The organism is Actimicrobium sp. CCI2.3, from assembly GCF_035019065.1.
GTDB lineage: Bacteria > Pseudomonadota > Gammaproteobacteria > Burkholderiales > Burkholderiaceae_D > Actimicrobium.
In genome coordinates, this window is sequence record NZ_JASJWR010000002.1 from 164,881 (window position 1) to 185,691 (window position 20,811).

A 20,811-nucleotide genomic window follows, 5' to 3' on the forward strand; every position below is an offset into this window, starting at 1 on the left:
TGGCGTTAAAGATGGCGCTTCAGGTTCTGTTCGATGTCCTCGAGTTCGATCTCGATGGCCTTGGTGCTGATGGCAATTTCCCATAACGAAAACAGCAGCGACAGCACCAGCAGCAGCAAGCTCAGGCCAAATACGTATTGCGCCGGAAGAATCATCTCGACAAAGATCAGCAGCATCGACACCGAACACAGGATGAAGCTCGATACGCCGCAGCTTTGCATGCGCCGGATCAGCGTGATGCGGATGCGCAGGTTGGCGATCTGGCGGATCACGACGTCTTCGCGGTTGTCCTTGTACTGGACATGCAGGTGCCGGATCAGCTGGGCCAGCACCACGAAGCGGTTGGTATAGGCCAGCAACAGCAACGAGATCGCCGGAAATAATAGCGCCGGCGTGGTCAGATTCATGCCGCGTCGTCCTTCGGCTTGGCTTCTTCGCGGCGGTTGTAACCCTGCACCATGTCGAAGCGGAACAAACGGCATTCGAGCGCGCCATTGAAGAACGGTGTCTTGCGCGCTTCTTTCAAGCGCAGCAAGCGCGGCACCTTCAGGTCGGCCGTGAACAGGAACACTTTCCAGCCGGGGAAGCGCTGCTTGAGCGTGGTGCCGAATGCATCGAAGAACGTCTTGGCAGTTTCGTCTTCCGGAATCGCGGCGTCGCCACGCAGCTCGATCCGCTCGCCATACGGCGGGTTGGTCAGCAGGATGCCGGGTACGTCGGACGGCGGCTTGATTTCCTGCGCTTCGATTTGCTTGAGCGGGATCTCGAACGGGATGCCGGCCTGATGCAGGTTGGCACGCGTCATCGCAATCGCGTCGCCCGAAATATCGCTGCCGAAAATGGTCGGTTCGGCCGGCAACGGATTGGCCTTGATCGCGGCCTTGATCGCTTTCCATTCTTCCGACAGGAAGCCATGGAATTTTTCAAACGCAAAGTTGCGCCGCGCGCCGGATGGAATCCCGGTCAGCATTTGCGCTGCTTCGGCGAGGATGGTGCCGGAGCCGCACATCGGATCGAACAGCACCATGCCCGGCTTCCAGCCGGCTACCCGTAACAAGCCGGCGGCGAGGTTTTCGCGCAGTGGCGCGTCGCCGGTGTCGAGTCGCCAGCCGCGCTTGAACAGCGCTTCGCCGGAGGTGTCGAGATAGATCGTCACGTTGCGCGCATCCAGAAAGCCGACGATGCGCATGTCGGGTTCCTTGGTGTCGACCGAAGGCCGCTCGTTGAACTGTTCGCGGAAGCGATCACAGATCGCATCCTTGATCTTCAGGGTCGTGAATTCAAGACTGCGCAGCGGCGACTTGATCGCCGTGATGTCGATACGGATCGTACGATGCACGCTGAACCAGTCTTCCCACGGTTGCGCCAGCGCCAGATCGTAGACATCGTTTTCATTGAGGTAGCTGGCGTGCGCCATGCGCATCAGCACGCGCGAGGCAATGCGCGAATGCAGGTTGACCTGATACGCATCGATCAGTTCGCCTGAACAATGGACGCCGCCGGGGACCTGGTTGTGGACTTTCAGGGTCGGACTGCGCAGCGAAATTTCGCCCAGTTCTTCGGCCAGTGCGGCTTCCATGCCGCGCGGGCAAGGACAAAAATACGAGTGAGATGCTTGTGCCATAGGGGTACCTGTTATCCGTTGTGAAGGTGTTCGACACGCCGCCTGGCGTGCCGCGTTGTGACGTTTTTTTTGACGTTATTTTGCTGTGGCGTTCGCCAATGCGCGATCGACAAAATCGAGCCGGTCCTGTCCCCAGTAGCCTTCGCCATCGACGACAAACCACGGTGCGCCAAACACACCGGCGTCAATCGCTGCCTCGGTATGACGGTCGTATTCAGCCTGTATCGACGGGGTCTCGGACGACTTCAGCAACTGCTTGCCGTCGAGATCAAGCTGGCAAGCCAGCCCGATCAGCGTGTCAGCATCGGCGATGTTTTGTTCCTCGACCCAGACCGCCTGCATGATCGCGCCGGTCAGTGCCAGTGCGGTGTCGGTGCCGTGCGCGAGCTGGCAGGCGATGATCAGTTTTGATGCGGTATCACTGGGTACCGGAAAGTATTTCGGGTTCAGGTTCAGCGGCAGTTGCAGGAAACTGCTCCAGCGTTTCAGCTCGGCCAGCCGGTAGGCCTGACGTTGCGGTGCGCGCTGCGCCAGCGGCAAGCCGCCAGTGACGCTGAAGACCTTGCCGATATCGCAGGGCCGTAGTTCGACGCGCGCACCGTGCGCTTTGGCCAGTGCGACAAAGCGCGCATGACCCAGATAAGCGAACGGGGATTGCGGCGCAAAAAAGTATTCGCAGGACTTGGGCATGACGGCTCCGTATTCAGGGTGGTCAGAACGGTTTGATGATCACCAGTGCCACGATCACCAGCAACAGCACGACCGGGACTTCATTGAACCAGCGATAAAACACATGGCTGCGCTTGTTGAGGCCGTTCTCGAATTTTTTCAGCAGCGAACCGCAGGCATGGTGATAGCCGATGGTCAGGACCACCAACAGCAATTTGGCATGCATCCAGCCATTGCCCGGCCCCATGCCGATGCGGTAATACAGCCACAGCACCAGGCCAAGGATCAGCGCCGGAATCATCAGTATTGTCGTGAAGCGGTACAGCTTGCGTGCCATCATCAGCAGCCGTTCGGTAGTCGCGACGTCTTTCACATCGGCCAGATTGACGAAAATACGCGGCAGATAAAAGAGCCCGGCGAACCAGGAAGTGATGAAGACGATGTGCAGCGTTTTAATCCAGAGCATGATTTACCTTTTGAAATTGAACTATCAGTGATTCCTCGAAGGCGTCAAATGACGGTATTCCCCGAAGCGAAGAAAAATCTTCTGTTAATTCTGTAATGCGATGCCTGTGCTTGTCGGGATGAAATTTGAGCAAAGCTCTTCCCGACTTGCCTGAGGCGGAAGCCAGCGCATCAAACAGCGTTTGTTTGGCATCGATGAGCGACTCCCATTTGTTTTTTTTCGGTAGATCGAGAGGCTGTCTTCCATTTCTATTGTTGGCCGCAGCCCGAATTGCAGCTTCATCGGAGAGCAGCCACGCCTCGGTCATTCGTACCGGCACGATTGGGACGCACGCTTCCTTTATTTTATTTGCCGCCGCCATAATTTCCTCGCGTCGAAAGGCAAGCGGCTGATTTTCAGCATCTCTGTGGACGAATAAAATTTCACACGGAAATAATATTAATGCGGCAGAAATCCTTTTGGATAAAATTGAACCGACTTTTCCTAAGTCACGCACAGTTTGATACTGAAAGCGGCAATCCGGAAAGTGTTGGGTAATTAACCAATTAATAATCGGTATCAGTGCCATGTCGGAACTGCCATCAGCCAGCAGTGTGTAGCGAATTATTTTCATTCTATCTTGATTACTGTTGCGCGAGCAGATCGAGTTGAATTTTATATATGTTCGTCAGGCTTTGCTTTCCATGTATATTTTCAACGCCATTGGCTGGATTATTCAGATAATCCATCAGGACACCAAATCCGACAGGTGGTAATGTTGAATTTTTTGATCGCCATGTATTTTCAACTGATTTAAAGACAGACAGGGCCGCACCGCCTTTATAGTATGCTTGTGAAACAATAATATCCTCTGCGGCGATATGCTGGACAACAAGCGGAGAGTGCGTATTGATGATGATTTGTCTTAATGGATTGTCGTCGCAAATACGTTCTTTGGTATCGACCGCCATTTGATACAGCAAATCCACGATTGCCGGGATACGTGCCGGGTGGATGCCATTTTCTGGTTCCTCCAGGCAAATGAGATTGCCAGCATATGCATCGGCACCAATAATTGCCAAGGCAAGAAAGCGCAACGTACCGTCAGATAATGCACGTGCCTCATGTCTTATCTGATTAACAGTTTCAAGATACAGAGTTTTGAGTTGCCTTTTCTCATCGATATCAACAAAGACATTTTTTACTTCAGGTAATAAATTGGACAGTTGATTGGCAATTTCCTGATTTTTTTGCAGTCGATGCAATGTCGCTGGCAGATGTTCGCCATTCTCTGAAACTCTATCTTTTGATGAAAAGTCGTCTGGTTTTCGGAGCGAACTTGATTCCAGTTGCAATAGTGTCCACGATTGCATTTCGCGGCGTGCGGCTAATGCAGTCGGTCGCTCGATAGTATTGATGTTGCTAAGGACAGTCCGATCTGCTTTTGAAATCGGTATGGCAATTGGTGCGCCTTGAGTTTGATCTTGTCTGATTTTGACAATTTTTGATTCAATTTCAGTATAAATAAAATTATTCCGACTGGTGCCCAAATAAACTGATTCAAAGAAATCGGTCGATATATCAAAGCCGAATTCCTCTTTGGCTAGTCCTTTGGGAATCGAGTCCAGGGTTTCATTAACCAGTTCAATGCCATCGGGATTACCCGCGGTTGTGGGAATATACTGAAAGCCTAGTGTATATCTGAGGAAGGTGACTTTGGGTTTTGCTTCCCGTGAAAAATCATCAATTACTTTTCCAGCTACCAGCATGTCAGCTTCAAACACCATCAAGTCGGCTTGTCCTGTCGATGTTCTGGTAAATAACGATGAAATACTCGTCCGTTGTTTCCCGCTATTCCGAATGCTGTTGGCCGCCTCAATAATCGACATGTTCGACAAATTTTTCAGGAACAGAATTGCGTCGAACAGATTCGATTTCCCCACGCCATTGACTCCGGCGATACAAGTAAATGGGCCAAACCTTACTTCAACGTCTTCAAGACTTTTAAAGCCTCGAACTCTCAGCCTTGTCAGCATGAAATGCCCTTCTCGTTTAAGTTAGCCACGTACTTCGCCATGGCCAAAAACAACGTATTTCAATGAGGTCAATCCTTCCAGTCCAACCGGACCACGCGCATGCAGTTTGTCGTTCGAGATGCCGATTTCGGCACCAAGGCCGTATTCGAAACCATCGGCAAAACGGGTAGAGGCATTGACCATCACCGAGGCTGAATCGACTTCGCGCAAAAAGCGCATCGTGCGGCTGTAATCCTCGGTGACGATTGCATCGGTATGTTGCGACGAGTAGGTGTTGATGTGATCAATCGCTTCGTCCAGACCGGAGACGATCTTGACCGCCAGAATCGGGGCCAGGTATTCGGTGTGCCAGTCGGCTTCGGTGGCTTCAGTCAGATGCGGATAGCCGGCCTCGGCGAGGAGTACCTGCGCATGCGCATCGGCACGCAATTCGACTTGCTGACCGGCGTAGCGTTCGGCTAACAGCGGCAGCACTTGCGCGGCAATCCCGCTGGCTACCAGCAGGGTTTCCATCGTGTTGCAGGTGCCGTAGCGATGGCATTTGGCATTGAACGCAATGTCAACGGCTTTGGTCAGGTCGGCCTTGTCATCGATGTAGACGTGGCAGATGCCATCGAGGTGCTTGATCATCGGTACCGTGGCTTCGCGCATCAGCCGTTCGATCAATCCCTTGCCGCCGCGCGGCACGATGACGTCGATGTACTCCGGCAGCGTGATCATTGCGCCGACTGCCGCACGGTCGGTGGTGTCGACAACCTGCACCGCGTCGGCCGGCAAGCCGGCACCGGCCAGTCCCTCGGCGACCAGGATGGCCAGCGCGCGATTGCAATGGATGGCTTCCGAGCCGCCGCGCAGGATGGTCGCGTTGCCGCTCTTGATGCACAGGCCGGCGGCGTCAATCGTGACGTTCGGACGGGCTTCGTAGATGATGCCGATGACGCCCAGCGGCACGCGCATCTGGCCGACCTGGATGCCGCTCGGACGGAATTTCATGTTCGAGATTTCACCGATCGGGTCCGGCAATGCCGCAACTTGTTCGAGTCCTTCGGCCATGCCGGCAATCGATTTTTCTGACAGCGCAAGGCGGTCCAGCATCGCGGCATCCATGCCGCTGGCGGCGGCCGCGTGCAGATCGCGCTGGTTGGCTGCGGTCAGTGCTGCGGCTTCGCGCCGGATGGCGGCGGCGATCAGTCGTAGCGCCTGATTGCGCGTGGCCGTCGAGGCTTTGGCCATCGCGCGCGACGCGCGGCGGGCGTTCTTGCCGAGCGCGACGATGGTGTCGGTGACAGTGTCGGTGGTGGCAGTGGTGCTGGTCATGTTATTCCCGGTACGTTCAGTAAGGTTGTCAGTCAGCGACCGCGTGCGACGTTCAGTGTCAGTTGCCGCATCGCGTCCCACGCATCGCCGGCCAGTGCCGGTGCGCGCAAGCCCTTGACCAGTCGATCGACTTGCGCGGCCTGTTGCACGGCGGCTTCCAGCGTCGCCATCGACAAGCGGCGCAAGGCCGGCTCCATCAGTTTTTCACGCGGGCCCCAGATGCGGTATTGCTTGAGCAACGCGCCCGCCGACTGGCCCTGTTCCATGGCCGCCTTGATCTTGAGCAGCGTACGGATTTCATCGGCAACCGCCCACAATACCAGCGGCAGCGCTTCGCCTTCGCCCTGTAAGCCATCGAGCATGCGCACCAGTCGCGCGACATCGCCGGCCAGCATCGCTTCATTGAGCTTGAAGACATCGTAGCGCGCCACGTTGAGTACGGCATCATGGACTTGCTCGAAGCTCAGCTTGCCGTCGCCATGCAGCAGACCGAGCTTCTGGATTTCCTGGTGCGCAGCCAGCAGGTTGCCTTCGACCCGCTCGGCGATGAAGCTGATCGCTTCGCGCTCGGCGCTCTGGCGTTGCGCCGCCAGTCGCGTGCTGATCCAGCCCGGCAACTGGTTGCGCTCGATCAGCGGGATTTCGATATACACCGCGCTTTTTTGCAGCGTGCCCACCCAGGCCGCTTTTGCCGTGGCCCAATCGAGCTTGGGCAAGCTGATCAGCGTGACATTGTCGGGATTCGGATTGGCTGCGTACTGCTGCAACGCTTGGCCACCTTCCTTGCCCGGCTTGCCGGTTGGCAGACGCAATTCGATCAGCTTGCGGTCGCCGAACAGCGATTGCTCGTTGTTGGCGGCGGTCAGTTCGCCCCACTTGAAACTGCGATCGACCTGCAATACCTCGCGCTCGGATAGTCCCTGCGCGCGCGCGACCTTGCGGATTTTGTCGGCTGCTTCGAGCGCCAGCAAATGCTCGTCGCTGCTGATGACGTACAGCGGCGCCAGCGGTTTGCCGAGGTGAGCATCGAGGGCGTCAGCGCGTAGTTGCATCGGTCAGTTCGGGGTTGGCGTTGTGGCCGGAGTTGCGGTCGGAGTCGGCGTCAGTGCCGACAGCCGGCGCAGGATTTGCTGTACCAGATCGCTCTGCATATCGCGGTACAGCAAGCCTTCTTCGGCTTCCTTGGCCAGCACCGCTGATTCATTGAAGCTGATTTCGCGCTTGAGCACGATGTCGGTCGGCCCCAGCAATTGCTTGTCCTTGTTATCCCGGACCTTGAAACGGAACTTGTAATACAGCGTGTATTCGCTGACCCGGCCCGCACTATTGAGTGTCAGGATGACTTTTTCGCGGGTTTCGGAGAGCACGTCCAGGGTGGCTTCGGCGACTTTTGAATCGGTGAGAACCGTCGTGCCGTAGGCGCGAATATAGCGCCGCAGTTCGGCACCGAGCGGCGAGGTGTCGGCAAAGCCGATCACCATCGTCTTGAACGGCAGCAGCGCGGTGCCGTCGGAACCGCGCAGCTTGAAGCCGCAGGCCGATAGCGCCAGCAGCGCCGCAGAAGTGGCGCTATAGGCCAGAAAGGTACGTCTGTTCATGAGCAGGTTGTCCTTCGCGGTCAGACCACGATGTTGATCAGTTTGCCGGGGACGACGATGATTTTCTTCGGCGGCCCTTCAAGGAATTTCTGCACGTTTTCGTTGGCCAGTGCCGCTGCTTCGATGCTGGCTTTGTCCGCACCTTTGGCGACCGTGATGCTGCCGCGTAGCTTGCCATTGACCTGAATCATCATCTCGATGTCGGCCTGTTCCAGCGCCACCGGATCGACTTGCGGCCAGGCCGCGTCGAGCAGATCGCCATGAACGGCGGCGTAACCGAGCTGCTGCCATAACGTGAACGTGATGTGCGGCGCAATCGGATAGAGCACGCGCAAGAATATCGAAAAGCCTTCGGTGATCACAGCGTCCGAAGCCTTCGAGTCATCGAGCTTGGCCGCTTCCAGCGTGTTGAGCATCTTCATGCAGGCCGACACCACGGTGTTGTACTGGATGCGCTTGATGTCGTGATCGGCCTGATGCAGGATCTTGTGGACTTCGCGGCGCAGCGTGCGCTGCGCGTCGCCCAGATCGGCAACGACCAGCTTCAGTGCAGCGGACTTTTCGATCCGGCCAGCTTGCGCGAACCCGAACGCCCAGACCCGGCGCAGGAAGCGGTTGGCACCTTCGACGCCGGTGCCGGACCATTCCAGCGTCTGCTCCGGTGGCGAAGCAAACATCGTGAACAGACGCGCGGTATCAGCACCGTACAAGTCGATTTGCGCTTGCGGATCAATGCCGTTGTTCTTCGACTTCGACATTTTTTCGGTGCCACCAATGTGGACAGCGGCGCCGTCGGACTTCAGTGTCGCGGCAAGTGGACGGCCCTTGTCGTCGAGCGTCAAGGCCACGTCTTCCGGATTGAACCAGGTCTTCTTGCCGGCGGCGTCTTCGCGGAAATAGGTTTCGTTGAGCACCATGCCCTGCGTGAGCAGATTGGTGAATGGCTCGTCGAATTTGATCAGGCCGAAGTCGCGCATGACCTTGGTCCAGAAGCGCGCGTACAGCAAATGCATCACCGCGTGTTCGATGCCGCCGATGTACTGGTCCATCGGCATCCAGTAATCATTGCGCGCATCGACCATGGACTCGGTACTGCCCGGCGAGCAGTAGCGCATGTAGTACCACGACGAATCGACGAAGGTGTCCATCGTATCGGTTTCGCGGCGCGCCGGTTTGCCGCAGGTCGGGCAATCGACATGCAGGAATTTTTCATGCTTGTTGAGCGGATTGCCGGTGCCATCCGGCACGCAATCTTCGGGCAGCACGACCGGCAAATCTTTCTCGGGTACCGGCACGGCACCGCAGCTGTCGCAATGGATGATCGGGATCGGCGTGCCCCAGTAGCGCTGGCGCGAAATGCCCCAGTCGCGCAGGCGATAGGTGATTTTCTTTTCGCCCAGACCGAGCTCGGCGACGACCTTGGCAACCGCATCGACCGCTTCGGCAAAGCCCATGCCGTCGAAGCGACCGGAGTTGATGCAGCGGCCGTTTTCCTTGTCGGCGTACCAGTCGTGCCATTGGTCGGTGCTGAAGACTTTATCCTCGACGGCGATGACCGGTTCGATTGGCAGCATGTATTTTTGCGCGAACGCAAAGTCGCGTTCATCATGCGCCGGCACGCCCATCACGGCACCATCGCCGTAGGTCATCAGCACGTAGTTGCCCACCCAGACTTCGATCTGGCGACCGGTGATCGGATGCGACACGACCAGGCCGGTCGGCATGCCCTTCTTTTCCATCGTCGCCATGTCGGCTTCGATGACGCTGCCGAGCTTGCACTCGGCATTGAAGGCTGCCAGTTCCGGGTTGTTGCGCGCGGCGAATGTGGCCAGCGGATGTTCCGGTGCGACCGCGCAAAACGTCACGCCCTTGATGGTGTCGGGACGGGTCGTGAAGACCCACAGTTTGCCGTCGTCGATCAGCGTCTCGCCATCAGCAATCGTGTGCGTGAACGCAAAGCGCACGCCGGTCGATTTGCCGATCCAGTTGGCTTGCATCGTGCGCACGCGCTCGGGCCAGCCGGGCAGCTTGTTGTCGACATGGTCGAGCAATTCTTCGGCGTAGTCGGTGATGCGGGCGTAGTACATCGGGATTTCGCGCTTCTCGATGAGTGCGCCGGAACGCCAGCCGCGACCATCGACCACCTGCTCGTTGGCCAGCACGGTCTGGTCGATCGGGTCCCAGTTGACGGTCCCGGTCTTCTTGTAGACGATGCCTTTTTCGAGCATCTTCAGGAACATCCACTGGTTCCACTTGTAGTAATCCGGCTTGCAGGCGGTCATCTCGCGTGACCAGTCAATCGCCAGGCCCATGGCCTGCATCTGCTGTTTCATGTGCGCGATATTGGCGTAGGTCCATTGCGCCGGTGGCACGTTGTTGGCCATCGCCGCATTCTCGGCCGGCATCCCGAAGGCATCCCAGCCCATTGGCATCAGTACGTTGTAGCCATTCATGCGCAGGTGGCGATACATCACGTCGTTGATCGTGTAATTGCGCACATGGCCCATGTGCAGCTTGCCCGACGGGTACGGCAACATCGAGCAGGCGTAGAATTTTTTCTTGTCGTTACCGTGCTGGTCCTGAGCGTGTTCGACGGCCTTGTAGGCGTCGGTCGCTTGCCAGTGGTCTTGTGCTGATTTTTCGATCTCGGCGTGGTTGTATTTGTCTTGCATGACGGGCGCGGCCAATAGGAGGAAAAGGAGGCCTGATTATACTTGGCTCGCCGGTGCCCGCTTCTTTGCCTGATCCTTTATCACTTCCAGCAGCGCGGCGCGCAGTGCATCCCGCTGATCCTGTGAGTGAACATAACGCGGTCCGCGCCGTACCCGATTAGCCATGATTTCGGCATCGAGTGCGTCGTCCAGCGATCCTGCCGTGACCTTGCCGTCTTTGATCGCCTCCCTGAGCACGCGATAGGTAATGAGCGTGGCATTGCGACCGATGCCGGCAAAGCTGAGGATCATTTTTTCGGCGTTGATCGGTTCGGCCGGTTGCGTCACCCATGTGTTGTGGTCGTCGAGCAGGGCGCTGGCGCGCGCAATCAGTGGCGCACTCAGCACGCGATCGGTGAATTGGAGTCCTGCCTGGGTGATCGGCATCTGGACTTTCTTTTCCGGTTTCGACCAGGTGTCCATGGCGACCAGTTGGTGCCGCAGGAAATCGCTGTTGCCGCCGCCGATGGGCTTAAAGCTGATCACACGATAGCGTCCGCCGATTTTCTGCTCCGGATTTTGTTTCAGGTTTTTCAGCAGCAGGGCGATGACCGGTTTTTCGCGACTGTTCTCGGGATCGTAATGCGCCATGCGCGAGACGAACTGGAAGATGCCCTGTCCCGACTCCAGCCCTTGCAGGATGATGTTGTCGACGCTGTCCTGCTGCGGCGATTGCCCTGCGGCGTAGGCTGCATTGCTGCGCAATTGCTGCGCGATCTTGTGCGCATGGATCGGACGCGGTGCCTGATCCGGTGTGCCGGCTTGCACCATGACGACGTGCCTGTTTTCCAGGCATCGCACGCCGGACTCATTCACCGGAACTTCCTGCGGATCAAACTCTGTTGGCTGCAACAAGATTTGCGCCTCGCGACCTAATCCGGTGGCGGTGGCCAGCGCCGCCGCCGCCTTCCTGACACGATGCTGGGCAAACGCCTGCACCGGCAATCCGGCAATCGAGATGGCAGATTGCCGCGCGATCATGGCCACGTGATGGCCCGCATGGCGCACACGCTGGGCGAACCGATTTTTTTTGTATTGCACGCGATGGAATGCGGTGGTCGGTTCCAGGTCGATGACCAGCTCTTCTGTTTCCGGTGGGGCTGGCAATGTGGCGCGCTTGGATGACTCCGCGAGGGCCGGTGAGGCATGGCGCAGCGTCAATCGCAGTGCGCCAAGTACGACGTCAGCGTTCCAGAGATCTTCGGTGAGTTTGTGTAGTGCGGCCTCGACGGCATCATCGTCCGGCTGCAAGACGTTGCCTGTCTGGGTCAGTTCCATGTGGTGCTCGGGCGCCGGGTCTTTCAGCCCGAATCTTTTCAGAGTCGGTTTGATTTCACGCTCAAAGAAGCCTGCGTGGGTGCCCAGGTTCTGGTGATAGTTCGGTTGTTGGGTGGCTTGGGAAATCGCCACCGCCTTGTAGGATTTGGTTTCCAGGGTAGGGTAGGCGTGGGTCGCTTGCCCGACATTGACCACCAGATCCGCCCCCGAAATGCCGAGGTTGAGCGTAACGCCGAGGGCTGCCCCGCCGAAATTGACATAGTTGTAGCGCTCATTGGCACCGGCGATCAGTTGCTTTGACTGCCTGACGGCATCGACCTGCTCTTCGGCATCGCCGCAAAACAGATTGCGTACCGTCACATCGTTGATGGCAGTGAGGCGCTCGGTCGCACGAGTCAGGTTGATACTGTCCTTGCTGGCCCCCGCTGCCAGCGTCAAGTCCTGCAGCGCCAGTTCCAGGTTGAACAGGTCGCGCAGGCGATCGCATAACTCCTGTTTTTGCTGTTCGATGACAGCCTCCTGCCGCTCTTTTCGGCCAGCCCGGCCACGCGATGTTCCTGCTGTTTCACTGGACTTGAGCGCCAGCAATCGCTTGGCCGATTGCGCTACCTTGCCTCTCAGGAGCCGGCTAGCTGCGTCGATGCGGATGCGCATCGGGGTTTTCCAGGCGGCGACCAGTTCCTCGACGGCGAAGTGTTGCAGGTGCGCTTCACGGAACGATTTGTCATGGTCGATTGATTGCGGCCGGCATTCTGGTCCGGTCGGCTTTTCCTGTTCCGCTTTGGCGGCATTCTTGATGTGCCTGGAATAGATCGCCCAGTTGGTCGCCAGGTCGAGGCCGGGGGCTGGCATCTTTTCCTGAGCGATCCCGGCCAGCCTGTCTTGCAGTTTTGCGAGAGCTACTTCCCGGATTTTTTTTCGCTCTGCCGGCCGGGTGAAACGCGGCACTTTCCGGTCCTGCAAATAGTCGGCATAGGCTGCGCCCCGTTGGCGTGTGCTGTGAGTATTTTCTCCCTCAAGCACTTCGAGCAGTTTGATCAGAGCGACGATGGCGCGTTTGGCTCCTCCTTCGCCGTCACGCGACGGACCTTTGCTGAGCTGATAGCCGAGATACATGACGACCGTCAATGCAGTCGCTGCACCGAGTAGTCCGCCGCTGACGACCGTACTAATGAACACCGGTGCCAGGATCCCGACCATGGTGGCAGTGAGCATGGCCACGGTGCCGGTGTAGCTGGTCAGCAAGTAGCGCAGGCCGTTGGCGAGCTCGATTTTTGCGCTTTCGGACGCGGTCTTGTAAGCCGCCTTCACCGAGAGCTGGTGGCAAATCCGGGCGAAGGCCAGTTCCAGTTGTTGCCGCGCGTCTTGCCGGGCTTTCACGTTACCGCCGTTTCTTTCGCGTGCGAGTGCCTGCATCGCCACTTCCATTTGCTCCAGGCTCTTGTTGATGTCCTTGATTTTCAAAGTACGCATGACGCTCAGTGACGCCTGCAACATGTTGGGTGCCCGCTTGGCGGCGGGTGCCGAATCGGCGCGCCCGAGCGGCATGACGTCTTCGGCGCAGGCATTGCGTAACCGACGTGGACCGGCGGCAACGACGGTTGCCGTGGTGCCGATTTGCGTCAGCAGGCGTGCACTGACCAGCGCCACCTTGGACACCGGATCGGGCGTGAGTACGGTCGCCACACTGATTGCATTGCCGATGGCCGCGCCTATCGTCGTATGCTGGCGATGCAAGCCACCGGTACCGACGAGCTTGAAACTCTCCAGTACCGCCTGCGGATCCGGTTCGCCAACGGCGGCAAGGAAGGCTTCGATTTCTGCCTGGTAGTAATCCCTTTTGGTGGCCGTGGCTGGCAGCAAGCGGTCGTCTTCGGGGATGGTGTGACGATTTTTTCGTTCAAATTCGAGTGCCTTCATGCGCGACAGCGCGACAGTCGACACCGTCGTCACGTTATGCCGGGCCTGCGCATCGACCCATTCCCGGCAAATCGCGTCTGCCGCCTTCGGCCAGTCGGCAGAGAATAGCCGCGCTGGCTGGTGCGGCAATGTCATTGTGTTCAATAGCTGAGCGATCCTGCCGCGCATCGTGTGGTTGGCTTGCGGAACAGGCTGGTTATCTGTCGGGCTGGCTGCTTTCGGCATCGTCGCAACAACACTGGCAGACCCCGCCGGCGTGGCTTGCGGGAGTGCTGATAAAGCATTGGTCGGCGCGATTGCGGACATGGAGCTTGACCCGGTAACGGTGAACAGGTGACAAAAGGTGAATGTGCACTTCAACAGTCGTTTGTTAAGTGGTCGGAAAAGGCGGATTGTTCCGTTGGTCGCTGCCGTCACTGCCAGCGGAGCCGATCAGGCCATGAGTCCTGTTACCCCGATTGTTGCGGAGCGCGTCCGATGGCATCGGTAATTTACTGGTGGAACGTCGGCCTGACATTGATCCAGGTCATCATTGCCGGTGGCTGCTTGTCGTCGACGCGGCCGAATGGCATGGCGCGGCGACCGGTACGCGAGTCGTCAGGATGGCTTTGCGTTTGCGGTGCGATCGGGATTATTGATCCAATCCAATAGTGCCTTGCGCAATTCGGTCCGCTGCTCCTGCGTGTGGACGTAGTGCGGTCCGCGCCGTACCCGGTTGGGGCTGATTTCGGCATCCAGCGCGAAGTCGAGGGATTCTTCCGTGACCTTGCCGTCATTGATCGCGTCTCTGAGCACCCGATAGGTAATGAGCGTGGCGTTGCGTCCGATGCCGGCAAAACTGAGGATCATCTTGTCGGCGTTAAGTGCATCGGCCGGTTGCGTCAGCAGCTTGTTGTGCTCGTCGAGCAGTACGCTGGCACGCCTGATCTCCTGTTCACGCAGCAAGCGGTCGCTGAATTGGAGTCCTGCCTGCGTGATCGGTACCCGGATGACCTGCTGCGACGCCGACCAGGTGTCCTCGGCAACCAGTTCATGGCGCAGAAAATCGCGGTGGCTGCTTTTCTCATCGATGCGATTAAAGCTCATCACACGATAGCGCCCGCCGATCAGTCGGCCCTGAGGCTGGCCCAGCTGTTTCAGCAGCATCCCGATGACCGGTGTTTCGCGACTGTTCCTGGGATCGTAATGCGCCATGCGCGAGACGAACTGAAAGATGCCCTGTCCCGACTCCAGTCCTTGCAGGATGACGTTGTCGACGCTGCCATGTTGCGGCGATTGCCCTGCGGCGTAGGCGGCTTTGCTGTGTAACTGCTGCCTGATTTTGTGCGCATGAATCGGATGCGGTGCCTGCTCCGGTGTGCCGGCCTGCACCATGACGACGTGCCTGTTTTCCAGGCATTTCACGCCGGACTCATTGACCGGCACTTCCGTCCGGTCAAACATTGTTGGCCGCAACAAGGCTTGCGCTCTGCCGCGTGATGCGGCGGCGGTGGCGAGTGTTGGCGCCGCTTTCCTGACCCGGTGCTGGGCGAATGCTTGCACCGGCAATCCGGCAATCGACATCGCCGTTTGTCGCCAAATAACGGCCATTTGATGGCGGATGTGGCGCATGCGTTGCCGGAACGGGTTTTTTTTGTATTGCACGCGGTGGAAGTCCCTGGTTGGTTTCAGGTCGACGGCCAGCACTTCCGTTTCGGCTACTGCGGATACGGGTATCGCGCGCCCTGCACTTGACGCTGCCGCCGGGGATGCATGCTGCAGCGTCAAGTGCAGGGCGCGCGGTACGACGTCGGACTCCCCGAGATTCTTCACCAGCTTGTGCAGGATGGTGTCGACGGCGGCATCGCCCGGCTGTACGACATTGCCTTCCAGTGCCAGTTGCACGCGGTGCACGGGTGCCGGTTCTTTCAGCTCGGTTTCTGCCAGTAACTTTTGCATTTCACGTAGTTGGAAGGCGGCGCGGTCACCGGCGCTCTGGTGCGCACCCGGTGCGGCACCCGCCTGGGAGAGCGCGATCAACTTGTAGTCATTGAATTGCAGTGTACGGTAAGCGTTGGTTGCTTTGCCGACATTGACCACGATATCCGCGCCCGCAACACCGAGGTTGAGTGCAATGCCGAAGGCTGCCAGGCCGGTATTGGCATGGGTATAGCGCTCGCTTTCGCCAGCGGTCAGCTCTTTCGACAGCTTGATGGCTTCGACCTGTTCTTCGGCATTGCCGCAAAAAAGCTGTTGCACATCCGTATCGGTGATGGCAGCGATGCGCTCGCGCGCACGGGCCTGGTTGACGCTGTCCGCGTGAGTGCCCGCTGCCAGCTTCAATTCCTGCAGTGCCAGTTCCAGATTGAACAGGTCACACAGGCGCTTGCGCAAATCCTGTTCTTGCAGTTCGATGGCAAGCCTGCGCCGGTCGATCTGGCCCGCTCCGCCTCGCCAGGTTGTCGCTGTTTCGGCAGACTTAAGTTTCAGCAAGCGCTTGGTCGATTGCGCTACCCTGCCTTTCACGATCCGGCTGGCTGCATCCATGCGGATGCGCATCGGAGTTTTCCAGGCAGCGACCAGTTCCGCGACGGCAAAGTCATTCCGGTGCCGGTTACCGAACTGAGTGTCAAGGTCGCTCAATTGCTGCTGGAGCACTGGTTCGGTGAGCCTGTTTTTCTCCGCCTCGGCGACTGTCTCCTTGGCATCCTGGATGTGCTTGCTGTAGATCCCAAAGTTGGTCGCGAGGTCGAGCCCTGCGGGTGGCGGTTTGATGGCTGCGATCGCTTCCAGCCTGTCTTGCAGCGTCGCGAGGGCGGCTTTCCTGATTCTTTTTCGTTCTGCTGGTCGGGTCAGGCGCGGCACTTTCCGGTTCTGCAGATAGTCGGCATAGGCTTCGCCCCGTTGGCGTGTGCTCCTGGAATTTTCTCCAGCCAGCACTTCCAGCATCTTGACCAGGGCCACGATGGCGCGCTTGGCTTTGTCTTCGCCGTCTCGTGACGGACCCGGGCCGAGCTGATAGCCGAGATACATCACGACCGTCAGTATGGTCGCTGCCGCGATCAGCCCGCCCGTGACGACCGCATCGATGAATACCGGCGTCATGACCGCGATCATGGAAGCAGTCAGAACGGCTGCGGTGCCGGTATAGCTGCTCATCAAATAGCGCAGGTTGCCGATGAACTCGATTTTTGCGCTTTCGGACGAGGTCTTGTAAGCCGTCTTCACCGAGAGCTGGTGGCAGATCCGGGCGAAGGCCAGTTCCAGTTGTTCTCGTGTGTCTTGCCGGGCTTTCACGGTGCAGCCATCCCTTGCTCGTTCGAGTTTCTCCATCGCCACTTCCATTTGCTTCAGGCTCTTGGTGACGTCCTTGATTTTCAAGGTGCGCATGACGCCCAGTGAGGCCTGCAACATATTGGGTGCTCGTTTGGCTGCGGCTGACGCATCGGCGCGTCCGAGCGGAATGATGTCTTCGGTGCAGGCATTGCGAAATCGACGCGGCCCGGCGGCAATGACGGCGGCCGAAGTGCACATCTGCGTCAGTGCGCGGGTAGCGACCAGCGCTAACTTGCTTACCGGATCTGGTGTGAACAAGGCCGCCGCACTGAGCGAATTACTGATGGTCGAGCCGATCGTTGCCTGCTGGCGATGCAGGCCACCGCTGCCGGCAAGCTTGAAACTCTCCAGCACCGCCTGCGGATCTGGCTCGCCGACAGCGGCAAGGAAGGCGTCGATTTCTGCCTCGTAGTAATCGGCTTTGGTGGCGTTCGCTGGCAGCAAGCGCTGGTCTTCGTGGATGGTGGCAAGATTTTTTCGTTCGTATTCCAACGCCTTCATGCGCGATAGCGCAACAAGCGACACCGTCGTCTCGTTATGCTCGGCCTGGGTCTTGACCCACTCCTGGCAAATGTCGCCCGCCACAGTCGGCCATGTGGCATCGAAGCGCCGGGCCGGCAGGTGCGGAACTAACTTGGTGTTGAGAAGGCGGATAAACCTCTTGCGCATTGTGTTGTGGGCTGGCACGACAAGCGGGCTGCCTGCTGTGTTACTTGCCAGCGGCGTCGATGCAACCACGCTAGTTGACGGCGGCGCGGAACGGCGCTGGATCGCTGGTGATGCACCGGTCAGTGGGGTTGCACTCATGGTAATCAAGCAAAGAAGGGATCAGGTAAGGGACCAAGTAAGGATCAGGCAAAGGAGCAGACGATGCAGCGCAAGTGACGTTGTCTAAGTGACCGCGCAGGGCTGATGGTTCCGTTTGTGGTGCGATTGCCAACAACGTGGCGATGTCACGGGGAAGAAATAATTCATCAGTAAATTATCGGCGAATTACCGTTACACAGACCGATGGAGATTTTCATGTCATCTTCCGTACATCCTGTTCCCACCCGAAACATTCGCCTTCCGCGCGACCTCCTGAAGACCCTGGCTACGCCTGCACCGGCCCGGTTACTGCTGCAGACCGGCCTCGAATGGGCTTGCATCATTGCCCTGGCGTGGCTGGCGACGTGGTCGGCACATGGGGCGGTGAGCCTGCTCTGCATGCTGCTCATTGCCACTCGCCAGCATGCGTTGCTGGCGCTGATGCACGATTACTCGCACTTTCAGCTCAGCCGCAAGCGCGGCTGGCTCAATGATCTGGTGGGCGATGTCTTTACTGCCTTCCCGTTCTTCATCACCATCCACGGCTTTCGCCGCAATCACCTGCTACATCACAAGCATGCCTGGACCGAGCAGGATCCCAACTATGTCGCTTCCGCAAAAAAGCGCCGTTACCAGTTCCCGAAAACGCGTCTGCAAATCTGGCTGGAAATCGTCAAGCACGCGATCGGCTGGTACACGTTGCAGGAGCTGAAGCGCTACACGGTGGATGCGGGCATGGCCACCGATCTGCCGCGCAGCACCGTGCTAAGTCGCTTCGTGTTTGCGCTGCTGCTGTTTGCGACCGTCGTGTATTTCGACCTGTGGCGGCCGGTCCTGCTGTACTGGATCGTGCCGCTGACGACCTTTCTGATGGCGATTTTGTATGTGCGTGACCTGGGCGAACATTTCGGTTTGCCGGCGGCTGGCTTTGACAGTTCGCGCACGATGCAAGTTGGCCCGCTGGAGCGGCTGCTGATTGCGCAGAACGGCGTCAACTTCCACGCCGATCATCATCTGTTTCCCTCCGTGCCATTTTTTCGACTGGGCCGCCTGCATCGCGCCTTGATGACCGACCCGGCCTCTCGCGGGCGTGCTGTCATTACGCGCGGTTACCTGACCGGCCTGATCACGGAGCTATCGACCACAAACAAGCCTGTCGTTGCCAGCGAGGTCGATTATGTTTATTGACCTGTTGCCCCGGCTGTTACGTCGTGCGCATGCGGTGCGTTTGCAGACGCGCTATCTCGTGCCGGCCGATGTGCCCGCTTTGCTGGCACTGGAACACGACAAATGGGAGCCGAACCAGGCGGCGTCCGAAGCGATGCTGCGTCAGCGCATCGCGGCCCATCCGCAACTATGCATCGGGACGTTTTGTCCGCGCACCGGCAAGGCGCTGGCCTCGCTGTTCATGCGGCCGATTAATCCGGCGATTTTTATCGGGCCGACTCGCTGGGAATCGACGGCGAATTTGTCGGCAGACAACGTGCTGCACCGGCAGACGCGCAGCCTGTTCGGTATCAGTCTCAGCAGCAACCATGCAGCGGCGACCGATGCAATTTTCCGGTTTTTTTATCCGCGTGCACTGAAGTCCGGCTGGCGTGATGTCTATCTGGGTTCGCCGATGCCGGGCTTCCGGCGCGCGCGCGAGCTGGAGCCGGGCCTCTCGGCCTGGGAATACGTCCATCGCAAAAAGAAATTCCATGCCGGCGAGCCAGCCGATCCGCAGCTGTCGTATTACTTCGGCAAAGGATTCCGACAGGTGGTCTCGATTCAGCAAGATTATTTTCCGCATGCGCCGTCGCTCGATTTCGGCGTGATTTTGCGGCGCGTGATTCCGTTGTCGCAACCGGGAAAACTGTGGCAGCGCACGCCGCTGCCGGTGATTGCGTCGATGTCGGCGATGCTGTTTGAGCTGGTGCGGTGAGGGGGCTTTTTATTGCGGCGTGTGAGGGGACTTGTCGGGCTTGATCGGGGCATTTGGTGCAATGCCCTTTGGTTATTGCACCCTACGAAAACGACGGATGCGGTTAATGCACCGTACGCAAACGACGGATGCGGTTGTTGCACTCACCGATTTGGTGGACGGATTAGCGCGTCGTCAATGATTTTGCAGCGGCGCTGATCAGGTCGCGCAGCCACTTGTGTTCGTTGGACTGGTGTACCCGATCGTGCCAGAGCTGGTAGTAGCGCATTTTCGGAAAGGCTACCGGGACCGTGAAGCGCTTTAGCGGCATGGTCTTTTCATAGAAGCGCAGGAACTGTTCGCCGGTCGTCAGTACCAGATCGGTTTGCGTCAGCATGTACGGAATCAACCCGAAGAAAGCCGATTGCACGGTCACGTTGCGCTTCATGTTCTGCTTGGCCAGATAGCCTTCGATGACACCGTTGTAGCCGGCCAGTGTCTGGGCCGGTGCGACGTGTGGCAGGCTCAGATAATCCTCGACCGTCATGTCCTCGGCACCGGTGCGTTTGGCATAGGCGCACTCGCTGTGCATGAAGCAGGCAATCGTGTCTTCAAACAGTTTTGACAGGTGCAAGTGGGCTGGCGGTTCGCCCCAGTTGGCAATGACCAGATCAAGATCGCCGTCCGACAGCAGGCGGATGTAGTCAATTTCGGGACCGAGGCCATGAATCACCAGCTTGCTCTTGGGCGATTCGCGCCGCAGGCTCGACACGACGTTGGGCAGGAACTGGCTATCCAGATAATCGGGCGCGGCGATGTGGAAAGTCCGGCCTTCGTCTTGCGCCACGAACGGCACCTTGCGCACGAACAGGCGTTCGGTTTCGACCAGAATCCGCTTGGCCGGTTTGAGCAGGCTCTCGCCATGCTGGGTCGGCACCATGCCGCGCGCGCCGCGCACCAGCAGCGGGTCGCCGGTCAGTTCGCGTAACTTGCGCAGCGAGGCTGAAATGGACGGTTGCGGCTGGTTGAGTTTGAGGGCCACGCGCGAGACGCTTTTTTCTGACAGCAGCATGTACAGGATGCGGATCAGATGGATGTCGAGATGGTCGGGAAGTACGCCGGACATGAGTGCCTCATATGACAATGAATATGTGAAATATACGGGATGTGGCATGAGTTGGGCAGCGT

At 58.3% G+C, this 20,811-nt stretch carries 15 protein-coding genes; 2 read left to right on the forward strand and 13 right to left on the reverse strand.

The features are described from left to right. Positions 1-5 precede the first annotated feature (5 nt). The 12 genes from QN370_RS02085 to QN370_RS02140 all read right to left on the reverse strand — a co-directional run bounded on the left by QN370_RS02085 (position 6) and on the right by QN370_RS02140 (position 17,720). On the reverse strand, positions 6-407 hold the full coding sequence (locus QN370_RS02085; protein ID WP_322128851.1) for a DUF2721 domain-containing protein: 402 nt from the start codon (positions 405-407) through the stop codon (positions 6-8). After that, complete coding sequence (locus QN370_RS02090) at positions 404-1,624, reverse strand: THUMP domain-containing class I SAM-dependent RNA methyltransferase (RefSeq protein ID WP_416172170.1); 1,221 nt, start codon at positions 1,622-1,624, stop codon at positions 404-406. The genes QN370_RS02085 and QN370_RS02090 overlap by 4 nt, the downstream gene beginning before the upstream one ends. Positions 1,625-1,699: 75 nt before the next feature. Further along, entirely contained in the window at positions 1,700-2,314 is a 615-nt protein-coding gene (locus tag QN370_RS02095) for a 2-hydroxychromene-2-carboxylate isomerase (RefSeq protein ID WP_322128850.1), read from the reverse strand. A 22-nt stretch (positions 2,315-2,336) separates the two neighbouring features. Then, the gene (locus QN370_RS02100; protein ID WP_322128849.1) at positions 2,337-2,759 is read right to left on the reverse strand and encodes a CopD family protein; all 423 of its coding nucleotides are present in this window, start codon (positions 2,757-2,759) and stop codon (positions 2,337-2,339) included. Next, positions 2,746-3,372, reverse strand: a complete 627-nt coding sequence (locus tag QN370_RS02105) for a hypothetical protein (protein WP_322128848.1) — start codon at positions 3,370-3,372, stop codon at positions 2,746-2,748. The genes QN370_RS02100 and QN370_RS02105 overlap by 14 nt, the downstream gene beginning before the upstream one ends. 10 nt (positions 3,373-3,382) lie before the next feature. After that, positions 3,383-4,774, reverse strand: coding sequence for an AAA family ATPase (locus QN370_RS02110; protein ID WP_322128847.1), 1,392 nt, complete (start codon positions 4,772-4,774; stop codon positions 3,383-3,385). Positions 4,775-4,795: 21 nt separating this feature from the next. Then, complete coding sequence (locus QN370_RS02115) at positions 4,796-6,091, reverse strand: glutamate-5-semialdehyde dehydrogenase (RefSeq protein ID WP_322128846.1); 1,296 nt, start codon at positions 6,089-6,091, stop codon at positions 4,796-4,798. 32 nt (positions 6,092-6,123) lie between these two features. Continuing rightward, on the reverse strand, positions 6,124-7,143 hold the full coding sequence (holA, locus tag QN370_RS02120) for a DNA polymerase III subunit delta (RefSeq protein WP_322128845.1): 1,020 nt from the start codon (positions 7,141-7,143) through the stop codon (positions 6,124-6,126). A gap of 3 nt (positions 7,144-7,146) precedes the next feature. After that, positions 7,147-7,689: an LPS assembly lipoprotein LptE gene (gene lptE / locus QN370_RS02125; protein WP_322128844.1), complete on the reverse strand. Its 543-nt coding sequence runs from the start codon at positions 7,687-7,689 to the stop codon at positions 7,147-7,149. A 20-nt stretch (positions 7,690-7,709) separates the two neighbouring features. Further along, positions 7,710-10,361: a leucine--tRNA ligase gene (gene leuS / locus QN370_RS02130; RefSeq protein ID WP_322128843.1), complete on the reverse strand. Its 2,652-nt coding sequence runs from the start codon at positions 10,359-10,361 to the stop codon at positions 7,710-7,712. A gap of 36 nt (positions 10,362-10,397) precedes the next feature. Continuing rightward, positions 10,398-13,904, reverse strand: a complete 3,507-nt coding sequence (locus tag QN370_RS02135) for a hypothetical protein (protein WP_323581659.1) — start codon at positions 13,902-13,904, stop codon at positions 10,398-10,400. 291 nt (positions 13,905-14,195) lie between these two features. After that, on the reverse strand, positions 14,196-17,720 hold the full coding sequence (locus tag QN370_RS02140) for a hypothetical protein (RefSeq protein ID WP_322128840.1): 3,525 nt from the start codon (positions 17,718-17,720) through the stop codon (positions 14,196-14,198). 216 nt (positions 17,721-17,936) lie between these two features. Here QN370_RS02140 and QN370_RS02145 point away from each other — a divergent pair, with 216 nt between their 5' ends. Together QN370_RS02145 and QN370_RS02150 are read left to right on the forward strand one after the other, a co-directional pair. Continuing rightward, entirely contained in the window at positions 17,937-18,908 is a 972-nt protein-coding gene (locus QN370_RS02145) for a fatty acid desaturase family protein (RefSeq protein ID WP_322128839.1), read from the forward strand. After that, positions 18,898-19,644 (forward strand): hypothetical protein, encoded by a 747-nt coding sequence (locus QN370_RS02150; protein WP_322128838.1) that lies wholly within the window; start codon positions 18,898-18,900, stop codon positions 19,642-19,644. The genes QN370_RS02145 and QN370_RS02150 overlap by 11 nt, the downstream gene beginning before the upstream one ends. Before the next feature lie 163 nt (positions 19,645-19,807). Here the strand turns inward: QN370_RS02150 and QN370_RS02155 are convergent, their stop codons facing one another. Then, entirely contained in the window at positions 19,808-20,749 is a 942-nt protein-coding gene (locus QN370_RS02155; RefSeq protein ID WP_322128837.1) for a LysR family transcriptional regulator, read from the reverse strand. Positions 20,750-20,811: the final 62 nt, after the last annotated feature.

Coding starts and splice junctions, on each gene's coding strand:
- QN370_RS02085 (WP_322128851.1), bottom strand. CDS start 407: ATGAATCTGACCACGCCGGCGCTATTATTTCCGGCGATCTCGTTGCTG.
- QN370_RS02090 (WP_416172170.1), bottom strand. CDS start 1,624: ATGGCACAAGCATCTCACTCGTATTTTTGTCCTTGCCCGCGCGGCATG.
- QN370_RS02095 (WP_322128850.1), bottom strand. CDS start 2,314: ATGCCCAAGTCCTGCGAATACTTTTTTGCGCCGCAATCCCCGTTCGCT.
- QN370_RS02100 (WP_322128849.1), bottom strand. CDS start 2,759: ATGCTCTGGATTAAAACGCTGCACATCGTCTTCATCACTTCCTGGTTC.
- QN370_RS02105 (WP_322128848.1), bottom strand. CDS start 3,372: ATGAAAATAATTCGCTACACACTGCTGGCTGATGGCAGTTCCGACATG.
- QN370_RS02110 (WP_322128847.1), bottom strand. CDS start 4,774: ATGCTGACAAGGCTGAGAGTTCGAGGCTTTAAAAGTCTTGAAGACGTT.
- QN370_RS02115 (WP_322128846.1), bottom strand. CDS start 6,091: ATGACCAGCACCACTGCCACCACCGACACTGTCACCGACACCATCGTC.
- holA (WP_322128845.1), bottom strand. CDS start 7,143: ATGCAACTACGCGCTGACGCCCTCGATGCTCACCTCGGCAAACCGCTG.
- lptE (WP_322128844.1), bottom strand. CDS start 7,689: ATGAACAGACGTACCTTTCTGGCCTATAGCGCCACTTCTGCGGCGCTG.
- leuS (WP_322128843.1), bottom strand. CDS start 10,361: ATGCAAGACAAATACAACCACGCCGAGATCGAAAAATCAGCACAAGAC.
- QN370_RS02135 (WP_323581659.1), bottom strand. CDS start 13,904: ATGTCCGCAATCGCGCCGACCAATGCTTTATCAGCACTCCCGCAAGCC.
- QN370_RS02140 (WP_322128840.1), bottom strand. CDS start 17,720: ATGAGTGCAACCCCACTGACCGGTGCATCACCAGCGATCCAGCGCCGT.
- QN370_RS02145 (WP_322128839.1), top strand. CDS start 17,937: ATGTCATCTTCCGTACATCCTGTTCCCACCCGAAACATTCGCCTTCCG.
- QN370_RS02150 (WP_322128838.1), top strand. CDS start 18,898: ATGTTTATTGACCTGTTGCCCCGGCTGTTACGTCGTGCGCATGCGGTG.
- QN370_RS02155 (WP_322128837.1), bottom strand. CDS start 20,749: ATGTCCGGCGTACTTCCCGACCATCTCGACATCCATCTGATCCGCATC.